This is a genomic window from Streptomyces umbrinus (assembly GCF_030817415.1).
In the GTDB taxonomy this organism is placed as follows: domain Bacteria; phylum Actinomycetota; class Actinomycetes; order Streptomycetales; family Streptomycetaceae; genus Streptomyces; species Streptomyces umbrinus_A.
Map to the genome: position 1 here is coordinate 2,694,070 of NZ_JAUSZI010000002.1, position 11,516 is coordinate 2,705,585.

At 72.4% G+C, this 11,516-nt stretch carries 12 protein-coding genes; 1 reads left to right on the forward strand and 11 read right to left on the reverse strand.

What is annotated here, in order from left to right; all coding sequences use genetic code 11:
• Positions 1-17 precede the first annotated feature (17 nt).
• From QF035_RS12350 to QF035_RS12380, 7 genes are all read right to left on the reverse strand, one after another.
• The gene (locus QF035_RS12350) at positions 18-767 is read right to left on the reverse strand and encodes a GvpL/GvpF family gas vesicle protein (protein ID WP_307520225.1); all 750 of its coding nucleotides are present in this window, start codon (positions 765-767) and stop codon (positions 18-20) included.
• Positions 764-1,189, reverse strand: coding sequence for a gas vesicle structural protein GvpA (locus tag QF035_RS12355; protein WP_307520226.1), 426 nt, complete (start codon positions 1,187-1,189; stop codon positions 764-766). The genes QF035_RS12350 and QF035_RS12355 overlap by 4 nt, the downstream gene beginning before the upstream one ends.
• Before the next feature lie 141 nt (positions 1,190-1,330).
• On the reverse strand, positions 1,331-1,687 hold the full coding sequence (locus QF035_RS12360; protein WP_307520227.1) for a gas vesicle protein GvpO: 357 nt from the start codon (positions 1,685-1,687) through the stop codon (positions 1,331-1,333).
• Positions 1,688-1,781: 94 nt separating this feature from the next.
• On the reverse strand, positions 1,782-2,711 hold the full coding sequence (gene ligD, locus QF035_RS12365) for a non-homologous end-joining DNA ligase (RefSeq protein ID WP_307520228.1): 930 nt from the start codon (positions 2,709-2,711) through the stop codon (positions 1,782-1,784).
• A gap of 75 nt (positions 2,712-2,786) precedes the next feature.
• Positions 2,787-4,634, reverse strand: a complete 1,848-nt coding sequence (locus QF035_RS12370; RefSeq protein ID WP_307520230.1) for a transketolase — start codon at positions 4,632-4,634, stop codon at positions 2,787-2,789.
• Positions 4,631-6,301 carry an NAD(P)/FAD-dependent oxidoreductase gene (locus QF035_RS12375; protein WP_307520232.1) on the reverse strand — a complete coding sequence of 557 codons (1,671 nt, stop codon included), beginning with the start codon at positions 6,299-6,301 and terminating at the stop codon, positions 4,631-4,633. The genes QF035_RS12370 and QF035_RS12375 overlap by 4 nt, the downstream gene beginning before the upstream one ends.
• A gap of 253 nt (positions 6,302-6,554) precedes the next feature.
• Positions 6,555-7,115, reverse strand: coding sequence for a phage holin family protein (locus QF035_RS12380; RefSeq protein WP_307520234.1), 561 nt, complete (start codon positions 7,113-7,115; stop codon positions 6,555-6,557).
• A 138-nt stretch (positions 7,116-7,253) separates the two neighbouring features.
• Here QF035_RS12380 and QF035_RS12385 point away from each other — a divergent pair, with 138 nt between their 5' ends.
• On the forward strand, positions 7,254-7,607 hold the full coding sequence (locus tag QF035_RS12385; protein ID WP_307520235.1) for a VOC family protein: 354 nt from the start codon (positions 7,254-7,256) through the stop codon (positions 7,605-7,607).
• A gap of 1 nt (position 7,608) precedes the next feature.
• Here the strand turns inward: QF035_RS12385 and QF035_RS12390 are convergent, their stop codons facing one another.
• The 4 genes from QF035_RS12390 to QF035_RS12405 all read right to left on the reverse strand — a co-directional run bounded on the left by QF035_RS12390 (position 7,609) and on the right by QF035_RS12405 (position 11,436).
• Entirely contained in the window at positions 7,609-9,594 is a 1,986-nt protein-coding gene (locus QF035_RS12390) for a DUF5107 domain-containing protein (RefSeq protein ID WP_307520236.1), read from the reverse strand.
• Positions 9,595-9,634: 40 nt separating this feature from the next.
• On the reverse strand, positions 9,635-10,534 hold the full coding sequence (locus tag QF035_RS12395) for an arginase family protein (protein WP_307531065.1): 900 nt from the start codon (positions 10,532-10,534) through the stop codon (positions 9,635-9,637).
• 5 nt (positions 10,535-10,539) lie between these two features.
• Complete coding sequence (locus QF035_RS12400) at positions 10,540-11,085, reverse strand: GNAT family N-acetyltransferase (protein ID WP_307520238.1); 546 nt, start codon at positions 11,083-11,085, stop codon at positions 10,540-10,542.
• Positions 11,086-11,187: 102 nt separating this feature from the next.
• Positions 11,188-11,436 (reverse strand): LapA family protein, encoded by a 249-nt coding sequence (locus QF035_RS12405; protein ID WP_307520240.1) that lies wholly within the window; start codon positions 11,434-11,436, stop codon positions 11,188-11,190.
• Positions 11,437-11,516: the final 80 nt, after the last annotated feature.

The following is an 11,516-nucleotide window of genomic DNA, read 5'->3' on the forward strand; positions in this document are numbered from 1 at the left end:
CTCCTCTGTCTCAGGTCTCAGCGCTGCGTCTCGGCGGGCTCGGACGGCCCGGGTTCGACGAAGCTGTAGGGCGGCAGCGGCCCATGGAGCCGCACTTCGAGATGCGGCTGCGCCTTGCGGACCTCTTCGACCGCTGCGATGAAGTCCTCGGCCGACGCGCGCTCCACGAGGAACGACAGGTTGGCCAGCCACCCGGTGGACTCCGGTCCGACGCTCACTGCGGCGGCGACCGGTTCCAGGGCGCGCTGGAGCTCGGCGGCGTCCTCCGCCTCGCGGTGCTGCACGGCGGCGACCACCACCTCGCCGAGCCGCAGCTTGTCGTCGTAACTGCCGCCGCCCGCGTTACGGTTGGCCTCGGTGAGCGCCCGGACCTCCGGGTTCTCGGACATCACCCGGTGCAGTACGGCCTCTTCGTCGTGCGTGGCCTTGACGTTGTACTCGACCTTGCCCGACAGCGCCTCCAGGCGCTCCTTGAAGTGGTCGGCGCGCTCGGCGAGCACCCCGGCCACGGCCGCGTCGTCCGGTGAGACGCTGCCGAACCGCATGGGCAGCACCGCGGCGGCCGCGCCGGTCTCTGCCAGCACGTTCTGGTGGGCGAGCAGGTCCCTGCGCTTGGGCCGCAGCCCTTCGGGTGCGTCGCTGACGACCGCGGCGAGGTCGCCCTCCTTGATGATGCGCACCTGCCGTGCGGGCTCGCCGACGCCTTCCATGCCGTCCGGGAGCGAAGGATGCGAGCCGGACGTGATGCCGTAGACGTACGTACTCACTCCTGCTCCTCCTTCCGGCGTGCCGCGGTGGACTTGCGGGCGCGCGGCCTGGACTCGGTCTGGCCTTCCTCGCGGGCCTCCTTGAAGGCACCGGAGATGGTCTCGGCGGCGCCGGACAGCGCCCCCTTCGACTTGCCGCGCGCGCCGGACTCGGTGATCTCACCGACCAGGTCGGGGAGTCCGGGGCTGCGCTTGGGCCCGGCCTCCAGGTCGAGCCGGTTGCACGCCTCCGCGAAGCGCAGATAGGTGTCGACGCTGGCGATGACGACACGTACGTCGATCTTCAGGATCTCGATGCCGACGAGTGAGACTCGGATGAATGCGTCGATGACGATCCCTCGGTCCAGGACGAGTTCCAGGACGTCGTAGAGGCCGCTGGTGCCGCCTCCGCCGCCACTCTGTTGTGCCGGGACAACGGTCATGCCGACCGTGCCTCCTTGTCTGTTGTCGGGTGTGTGAGCGAAGCGGGAGAGGTTCCCGCCCGGAGGACTGGAGACGGTCTCCTCGCCCGAAGGACCGGAGACGGACCTCCTCCTCCGAAGGACCGGGGAAGGGGCCGTGGCCTACCGCCCGCCGGGCCTGTTGGAGTCGGACCTCCCGCGTTCGTAGCGGCGGACACGCCGATAGCCGGTGAGCTCGCCCTGGAGGTCGCAGGTCGCCTCGTAGCTCGCGAGCAGGCTCATCGTGTCGGGGACCCTGACCAGTTCCAGGACCTCGATCTGCAACGTCCAGCCGTCCTCTGTGCGTTCGAAGGACGACACGGACTCGGCCACCATGCCGGTCAGCTCCGCGAGCTGGGTGCGCGCGTTGCGCAGCACCTCCATGGGGCTCGGCACGTCCTCGTCCGCCGCGTCTTTCTGCTTGCTCTTGGGTGAGTTCGATGAACTCTGTGAACCTGATGTGTTGGATGTGTTCGACATGGCCACCTCGGAATCCGAGTGGCCAGGCGGACGTTGGCCAAACCTCCAAGGATGCGTTCCACGACCGGTTGTTCGTCCCCGGCCGGTACGCGCCTCAGCCGCGCAGCGCGTTCAGCCGGCGCCGGGCAGGACCGAGCGCGCGCCCTCTGCGGAGCAGCCCCGCCCAGGGGTTGGAGCGGGCCTGCTCGACGGCGTCCGCGATGGTCCAGCGGCGGGGGCCGAGTCCGGAGTCGTCGAGCTGCTCCCAGGTGAGAGGTGTGGCGACCGGCGCGCCTGGCTTGGCCCGGACGGTGAAGGGGGCGACCGAGGTCTGGGCGTAGGCGTTGCGCTGGATGTCCAGGTAGAGGCGGTCGCCGCGGTCCTTCTTGCGGGCGGCCGTGGTGAGCCGCTCGGGGTGCGCCTCGGTGAGGGTGTCGGCGACTGCCCTGGCGAACTCTCGTACCTCGTCGAAGTCGTGCCGCCCGTCGAGCGGTACGACGACGTGCAGTCCACGCGAGCCGGTGGTCATCAGGGCGGACGGCAGCCGGATTTCGTCGAGCAGCTCGCCGAGCAGCCGGGCGGCCTCGCGCACCGGCTCGAAGTCGTCGCCCGAGGGGTCGAGGTCGAAGACCAGCCGATCGGGATGGTCGACCCGGCCGTCCTGCGAGACCCGGGACAGCCATCGGTGCAGGGTCAGACAGGCCTGGTCGGCGAGGTAGACGAGGGTCGCGGTGTCGTCGCACACGGGGTGGACGACGGTGCCGCCCTCCTTGGGCACCTCGATTCGCCTGATCCAGTCCGGGTCGTGGTCCTGGACGTTCTTCTGCATGAACCGGGGCCCACCGAGCCCGTCCGGGTACCGTTCCAGCATCAGCGGCCGTCCTCGCAGGTGCGGCAGCATGTACGGGGCGACCTCCTGGTAGTACGCGACCAGGTCGGCCTTCGTGTACTCCTTCGCCGACCCGTCGCCGGGGAACAGCACCTTGTCGGGCCGGTGGACCTCGACGGTCCGCCGCCCGGCCCGTACGGCCCGTGTGCCGGCCATGATCACTCCTTCCGGACGCCCGTGTCCCGTACGGACCGGGCGGGACGCGTCATCGCATGAACCGGGCGGCACGGGTCATCGCACGACCGCGTTCTCCACCAGCAGCTTCGCCGAGGCCGCGATCGACTCGGCGTCGATGCCGGCGGCGTGCAGCTGTTCCTCGGGCGAGGCCGAGCCGGGCATGGTGCGCACGGCGAGCCGGACCAGCCGGGGCGTGGGGCGTCCGTCGAGGAAGGCGTCGAGGACCGCGTCGCCGAGGCCGCCCTCCTCGTGGTGGTCCTCCACGGTCAGCAGGCAGCCGGTGTGCTCGGCGGCCTCGCGCAGGGCGCGACGGTCGACGGGCTTCACCGAGTACAGGTCGATGACCTGCACGGAGATGCCGTCGGCGGCCAGCGCGTCCGCGGCCTTCAGCGCCTCGTGCACGGTCGCTCCGGCGGCGACGACGGTGAGCCTGTCCTGCGGGGAGACCCGCAGCACCTTGCTGCCGCCGACCGGGAACTCCTCGTTCGGCCCGTACAGGACCGGCATCTCGCCGCGCGAGGTGCGCAGATAGCGGACGCCCTCGCGGCCCGCCATCTCGGCGACGAGCTTGGCAGTCTGGTTGGCGTCGCACGGGTAGAGCACGGTCGAGCCGTGCACCGCCCGGAACATCGCCAGGTCCTCAAGACCCATCTGCGAGGGCCCGTCCTGCCCGATCGCGACCCCCGCGTGGGAGCCGACGAGGTTGATCCCGGCCCCGCTGATGGACGCCATCCGGACGAAGTCGTGGGCACGCGTGAGGAAGGCCGCGAAGGTCGACACGTACGGCACCCAGCCGCGCGCGGCGAGCCCCACGGCGGCAGCGACCAGCTGCTGTTCGGCGATGTAGCACTCGAAGAACCGGTCGGGGTGCTCCTTCGCGAAGAACTCGGCGCGCGTCGAGTCGCTCACCTCGCCGTCGAGGGCGACGACGTCTCCGCGCGCGGTGCCGAGCGCGGCGAGCGCCTGCCCGTAGGCGTTGCGGGTGGCGACCTCGTCGCCGGTCTCGTAGCGCGGCAGTTCCAGGTGCCCGGCGCGTACGGCGTGGAGCATCCGGGCGGCGGGCGGCTGCCGGACCTCGATGCGCAGATCGCGCACCCCGCCGAGTTCCTCGATCGCCTCGTCGGCGTCGGGCAGTGGCTTGCCGTGCAGGCCCTCGCGGTCCTGGACGGACGCGACGCCCTTGCCCTTGAGGGTGCGGGCGATGATCGCGGTCGGCTGTCCGGCGGTGGAGACCGCCTCGCCGTATGCGCGGTCGATCGCGTCCACGTCGTGGCCGTCGACCTCGACGGTGTGCCAGCCGAAGGCCCGGAAGCGGCGGGCGTACGCGTCGAGGTCGTGGCCGTGCCGGGTCGGGCCGCGCTGGCCGAGCCGGTTGACGTCCACGATCGCGACGAGGTTGTCGAGGTGCTCGTATCCGGCGTGCTCGGCCGCCTCCCACACGGAGCCCTCGGCCATCTCGCTGTCGCCGCACAGCACCCACACCCGGTAGCCGACCCGGTCGAGCCGCTTGCCGGACAGCGCGATGCCCACGCCGACGGGCAGGCCCTGCCCGAGCGATCCGGTGGCCGTCTCGACCCACGGCAGCCGGCGCGGTGTCGGGTGCCCTTCGAGGCGGCTGCCGAGCCTGCGGAACGTCATCAGCTCGGTGTCGTTGATGGCCCCGGCCGCCTTGTACGCGGCGTACAGCAGTGGTGAGGCGTGTCCCTTGGACAGGATGAAGCGGTCGTTGCCGGGGTGGGCGGGGCGGTCGAAGTCGTAGCGCAGATGGTGGGCGAACAGGACCGCCAGGAGGTCGGCGGCGGACATCGAGGAGGTGGGATGCCCGGATCCCGCCGCGGCGGCTGCCCGGACACTGTCCACGCGCAACTGCTGCCCCAGTTCGGTGAGTTGACGGGTGTTCATGACTCTCCTTCGTCAGGGCGTACGGGGCTGGGGGCGGCGGGCTTGTCGGGATCGGGGCCCGCGGATTCGGCGGGGCCGCGAGAGGTCGGGCTGTCGGGGCCCGCGCCTGCCGGGCGGGCGGAATCACCGCCCGCCGGGCGGCTCCCAGCCGGTCCCGCGGGACGGCCGGGATCCGGAGCCCTGGGGGCGTCGGGGTCCCGGGCAGCGAGGGCGTCGGGATCCGGAGCCGGGCGGTTGCCCGGGTCACGCACCGCGGACGCCTCGGCCTTGGACACCCGGGCCGCTCCGGACCCACCGGGGCCGCCGGACCCGGAGTCTGCGGGGCTCCCGCCCACGCCCGCGGCGGCCACCCGCTTCTCCGGGCCGCCCGCCACCCGCGCCAGCTCCGGTGAAGCGGACTCCAGCGGTACCGACCAGGAGCGGACCAGGCCCAACTGGACGCCCTGGCGCGGGAGTACGGCGTCCAGGAGCCAGTCGGCGGCGACCCGGACACGGTTGCCGGGCATCGCGGCGAGGTGGTAGCCGCGGGCGACGACTCCGGCGAGCGGCCCGGACAGCGGGATGCCGAGCGGGTTGGCGGCGGCCTTGACCCCGCCGAGGTCGACGACGAAGCCCAGGTCGCGGTGCCGGTAGACACGCCGGGAGCCGACGCCGAGCGAGGCGGCCACGTTGTGGCCCGCGACCTTGCCGTGCCGCCAGGCGTGCTGCGCGGTCATCGCCGTGTACTCGCCGGGCTTCTCCAGGTCGGGCACGGCGGCCGCGTCACCGCAGGCGAACACCTCGGGGTGGCCCGGGACTTGGAGGTACGGGTCGACGAGCAGCCGGCCGCGCTCCATGGGCCGCCCGACTCCGGCCACCAGTGGATCGGGCCGCACGCCCACGCACCACACGAGGGTCCGGGTGTCGACGAACTCCCCGTCGCTCAGCCGCACTCCGGTCGACGTGGCCTCCTCGACGGACGTCCCGGTGCGTACGTCGACACCGCGCTGCCGCAGCACTCGATCGGCGGTGGTCGACAGCCGTTCGTCGAGTTCGGGCAGCACACGCGGGGCGATGTCGAGCAGCAGCCACCGCGGCCGCATCCCCTCCCTGAGCGCCTGCTTGCGCACCAGCTGGTCGGTGAACAGCTGTCCCTGCGCGGCGACTTCGGTGCCGGTGTATCCCGCGCCGACCACCACGAAGGTGCAGCGCGAGGAACAGTTCTTGGAGTCGTCGGCGGCGGCAGCGAGTTCGATCTGCCGGGTCACGTGGTCACGCAGGTACAGCGCCTCGGGCAGTCCCCGGAAGCCGTGCGCGTGCTCGGCGACACCGGGCACGGGCAGCAGTTGGTTGACGCTGCCGACGGCCAGCACGAGCCGGTCGTACGACAGGGTGCCGCCGTCGCCCTCGGGGTCGGTGTAGTGCACGGTCCGCGCTTCGAGGTCGATGCCGTCGGCCTCGCCCAGCACCAGCCGTACGCCCGGCAGGGTGCCCGTCAGCGAGACGGTGACGCGGCGCGGCTCCAGGACACCGGCGGCGACCTGGGGCAGCAGGGGAAGGTAGAGAAAGTAGTCCGTGGGGTTCAGCAGAACGATGTCGGCCTTGTTCCGGGTCAGCCGGGACAGGGTTCGCGCCGTCTGGTACCCGGCGAATCCTGCTCCGACGATCACGACACGAGGTCGGCTCATGGGGCGCCTCCGGCGGAGTCGATCGTTCGGGGCTTTCCGCGTCCCCCTGGCCGGGACGCCCAAACGTCGAGGTCCCCGCCCGCCTGCGTTGCGCGCCTGGCGCCGGGGACACCGGAAAACCGGCGGGACCGTTCGGGCGCGGTTCCGGCCGTGCGGATCCGCGGACGGTGTCTCCTCCCCGATTGTCCGGGGCTCGGCCCGACACCGCATCCCGCGCGACGGAGGCGCACCGGTTCGGTACGCCTCCGTGGGTTCACCGGGCCGGGTGATGCGGCCCCTCGGGATCCGTCGCGCCGGGCATCGGGGGCGTGCCCGCACCGGAGGGTCCGGGCGCCGCGCTGACGCCGCCGGGGGCGACGGGCGGAACCGGCGGGGCGGAGGGCCCGGCGAGCCCGCCGGGCGGCGTTCCGGGAGCCGTGCTGCCGGCGACCCTCGCACTCTGCTCCTCGGCGGCCCGTCCCGCGGCCGCCTGTCCCGCGGCGGTCCGTTCCTCGTCGGCCTGTGTCGGCGCGGGCCGGGGTGCCGTCGGCCTCGCCGCGTTGCGCAGCGCGTAGGCCCCGGCTCCGAGCAGGACGGCGGTGATCAGCGCGGCCACCCAGTCGGGCAGCCCGAGCGCGAGGACGAGGCCCACGGTCAGTGCGAGGGCCGCGCCCGCGTACAGGGCGACGGCGCCGGACGCCGCGTACAGCGAGGCCGTACGGCGCTGCTTGAGGGTCTGCTCCCGCAGTTCCTCGCGTACGGCGTCGCGGGCCACCTGGGCCAGTTCGTCGACCAGGTGTTTGTCCAGATGTTCCATGTGTTCGATGCGGTCCATGGCGGCCGGGTACCCGCGCCCCTTCGCCCGTAACGCCGGGCGCCTCCGGCTCCGTTCGCCCGGCAGGACCCCGGCCCGCGTCCCGGGATCCGTACGAAACGATCTCGTTCCCGGCCGGCCCCAACTAGGCTCGTCCCCATGGACATTCTGGGAGCCACGCTGCGCATCTGCGTCGACGACCTGGAGACTGCGGTCCCCTTCTACGAGAAGCTGGCGGGCGGACCGGCGCTCCGCTTCGAGCGCGGCGGGGTCTCCGTCGCGGCCGTCGGCTGCTTCTTGTTGATGAGCGGACCGGAGTCGGAGTTGGAGGTGCTCCGCAAGGTCTCGGCGACCATCGCGGTGACGGACGTCGACGAAGCCCACCGGGTCCTCACCGACTCGGGTGCCCACGTCGTGGCGGGCCCGGTGGCGACACCGGTCGGCCGCAACCTGATCGCGATGCACCCGGACGGCTACGTGTACGAGTACGTGGACCGCCGCGCGGCCGAGTAGGTCACCCGGCGCCGTCGGAGCCGGGCGGCCGCATCCTGAAGTCGTAGCGCGCGGGCAGCGGTTCGTCGGTGATGCGGGACCAGAGCACCCCGATCGCCTCGGCCCCTTCCCGCAGGTCGGCCACCTCGAACCCCGCGTCGAAGACCGCGCGTGCCGCGTCCTTGTCACCCTCGGCGAGCAGCAACTCCGCCTCGATCAGCCGGAACCGGCCGCGTTCGCGGGTCGCCGGGCGCAGTCGCTCCCACACCGAGCGCGCGTCCGTCGTCCGCCGCGCAGCGAGCAGTGCGGTGATCGCCTCCCGGCCGAGCGCGGCCGTGGCAGCCGTCCAGGCCTCTTTGTTGTCGCGCCGCTCCCGGCACAGGTCGTCGAAGGCGTCCATGTACCGGTCGGCGGCCCGTTCCCGGTTGCCCGCCTCCTGGTCGGCGACGGCGAGGCAGCGCAGCAACGGCCAGAGGGACGGGGCGAGTTCCAGGGCCCGCTCCCAGCTGCGTACGGCCTGTGCGCGGTCGTCGGCATGCCATTGGGCGACGCCCAGGTGGTACTCGGTGAACGGCTTCGCGGGTGCCGTCTCCAGCATGTCCCGCCAGTGCCGGGCGACGAGCGTCTCCCCGGGCGGTCCCACCCGGCGCGGCTCCGGGAAGGCGCCGGACCGGAGCAGCTCCACCCAGGGCGCCTGCGCGTCCCCAAGCGTGTCCTCCTCGAAGGGGGTGCCGGGCAACTTGAGGTCGCCGCGCAGGACTTCGAGCGCGCCCCAGCCGGATCCGACGGCCAGCACCTCACCGGGTTCGGTGTCGGCGGACGCCCGCCAGTTCTCGTACGCTGCCTCGAATTCCCCACGTGGCAGGACCTGTTGGAGCCGTTCCTCGACTCCGGAGCGGGCCGCGGCCCAGTCGGTGCCGTGCACGGTCTCCGCGTCGGCCGTCAGCGGCCCGTACGCCTCCAGCCACGCCACCTCGCTCTCCGCGTCGAGGCGGAGGTGTTCCAACTGTGTGCGGGCGAGCCCGGCCTGGATCTCGCAGTAGCCGCCGGTGCCGGGCTCGGTGAGCCACTCCTGCCACCGCCGGCCGCCGGTGCCCGATCCCCACACGAAGAGCTTGCGGCCGCGGAGTCCGTCGGTGGACGTCTGCACGAGCCCCTGCCCCGTCTCGTCCAGGGCGGCGATCCAGCGCCGCTGCCCGTCGGGCACCTCGTAGAAGTAGTCGGCCGGATGCTCGCCACGCGGCGGATACGTCCGGTCGGCGCCCTCGCACACCGGTACCGGCACCCGCCGCAGCCGGCGCTCGTAGCCGAAGTGCCACGCCTCCTCGGCGGGCGCGAGCACCCGGCGCTCCTCGGGGACGGCGGTGTTGGACCACCAGTACAGCGGCGCGGCCTTCTCGTGCGGATTGCGGACGCGTACGCCGACGTACAGGAAGTCGGAGCCCTCGGGCAGCCACAGGTCGACCTGGAACGGCAGGTCGCGCAACCGTTCCCACTCCCACAGGCGCAGCATCTCGCCGCCGTCGGGCGCGGCGACGCGGGCCGCGTGCAGGGGTGCACAGGCGAGGGTCGAGTGTCCGGTGGCGCCGATGTTCCATTCGATGCCGCCGGAGAACCAGGCGCCGTTGAGCGCGAAGTCGGCGGGCTGCAACACCGGGTTGCGGTAGAGGAGTTCGCGGTCGGACGGCTTGTGGAAGAGGGACACGACACGGCCGCCGTAGCCCGGCAGCACGGTCGCGCGCAGCCGGTCGTTCTCGATGACGATCGCCTCGACCTCGCGGGGTGCCCGCGTTCTCCCGTACCCGTCGCGGACGCGTTCGGGCAGGAGGCTGCGCAGTGGCTCGTAGCCGATCTGGCGAGCCATGTCGCGTGGCAGGCCCTCGCGTTCCCGCTCGTCCACGTGGTGCGTCTCGTCGAGCGGACGCAACGGAGGGAGTGGGTTGCTGGGGCCCAACTCCGCGGCCGGCAGCGTCAGTACGTCACGTCGGATGGTCGTCACGTCGACCATGGAACAGCGTGGACGGCGAGCCGACCAGGGGCACTCCCGGTCAGGATTGCGCAAAGGCCGCCACGACGATGTCGGCGAGCAGGGCGCCGGCGGTCCCGTCCGGGTCCAGGTCGGGGTCGTAGATGGTGACGTTGAAGCCGACGCAGTGCGGGGAGTTCACCAACGGCCGCAGGAGCGCGGTCAGTTCGTCGGGCAGCAGTCCGCCGGGGTCGGGGCTGTCGACGGCCGGCATCACGGACGGGTCGAGCACGTCGGCGTCGAGGTGCACCCAGAAGCCGTCCAGCTCCGGTACGTCGAAGGCCTCGGCGGTGGCCCGGGCCAGGGCGTCGGCGCCCCACTCGCGCACGTCGCCGACGGTCACCGTGGGGATCTTCAGCGCGGCGAGTTCGGCCCGGTCCTCCTCGAACTCGTCCCGGATTCCGAAGAACCGCACGTCCTCGTCCCGCAGATAGGGCTTCAGCCCCTCCAGGTCCGTCAGGTCGTCCTGCCCGCGCCCGGTCGCCAGGGCCACCTCCTCGCCGCCCGCCGCGCCGACCCTCTCGGAGTTGCCCGGGTGCCGGAAGTCGTGGGAGGCGTCCACCGCCACGAGCCCGTACCGGCCGATCCGCCGCAGCGCGAGCGAGGCGCCGAGCTGGATGGAGCAGTCGCCGCCGAGGACGACGGGCAGCTCCCCGGCCCGTACGTGCCCTTCGACGCGGTCGGCGAGCGTGCGTGTGTAGGTGGCGATCGCGGCGGCGTTGAAGACGCCGTCGCCCTCCTGCCAGTCGCCCCGGTCGTAGCGCGGCGGTACGACCACGCCGCCCTCCAGGGCGTGCAGCCGCCGTACGATCCGCTGCTCGCGCAGGGCGCCGGCGAGCTTGTAGCAGCCGGGGACGGTACCCGGAGCCGGTGGGCGAAGGCCCAGGTTCGACGGGGCGTCCAGGACGACAAGGTTCCGGATGGGACTCATGTTCGAATCATATCGGCGGTGATGGCCCATCGTTCGTGGTCCCGCCAGGCCCCGTCGATGAAGAGGAACTCCGGCGAGAAGCCCTCAAGACGGAAGCCGCAGCGACGGGCCAGCGCGATCGAGGCGGCGTTGTCCGGCTGGACGTTGATCTCCAGCCGGTGCAGTCCGAGCCCGCCGAACGCGTACCGCACCACCAGGTCGAGCCCCTCCCCCATCAGTCCGCGTCCGGCCGCGTGCGCGAAGGCCCCGTAGCCGAGCGCCCCGCACTGGAAGGCGCCCTCCACGATGTTGTTGATGTTGATGAACCCGGCGATCCCTCCGCCGTCCCTCTCACAGACGAGGAACCCGGCCTTCGTCGGGTCCTCGATCAGCCGTCCCGCGTAGGAGGCGTAGGAGGCGGCATTGACCGGCGGGAACAGCCAGGGCTGGTGCAGCGCCTTGCTCTCACGCGCCCGGGCGATGAACTCGGCGCCGTCCTCGTGGGTGTAGTGACGTATGCCCACGGTGGTGCCTTCGGCGAGGTATGGGGTCGTGCCATGCATACCGTCACGGTAGCGCTCCGCCGGAAGCACGGCATCAACCGCGGGCCGGTGGGGGCTGGCCGCGCAGTTCCCCCGCGCCCCTTGACGGGGCACCCCGGCCGGTCAGCTTCGGCGCTTCATGAAATACGCCCCGCACAGCGCGCCGATCACCGCCGTGCCGAGGAGTGCCATCCACAGGGGCATGGTGACCTCGGGGATCAGCAGGCGGATCTTGGTGGCGCGGGTGTTCTCGAAGATGAAGATCAGCGCGAGCACGGCCAGCGCGATGACGGACACCCGCCCGGGCGTCATCAGGTTCCCGCCGCCTGCCCTGCCGCCGCCACCGCTGCTCTCCGAGGTCTTCGGGCTCATGCGCCCAGGATGGGCCGGGGAGCGGGGGTCACGCGCGGTGAGAGGTTCCTCCGGGTGAGGCAGGGGGCCACAGGGGTGAG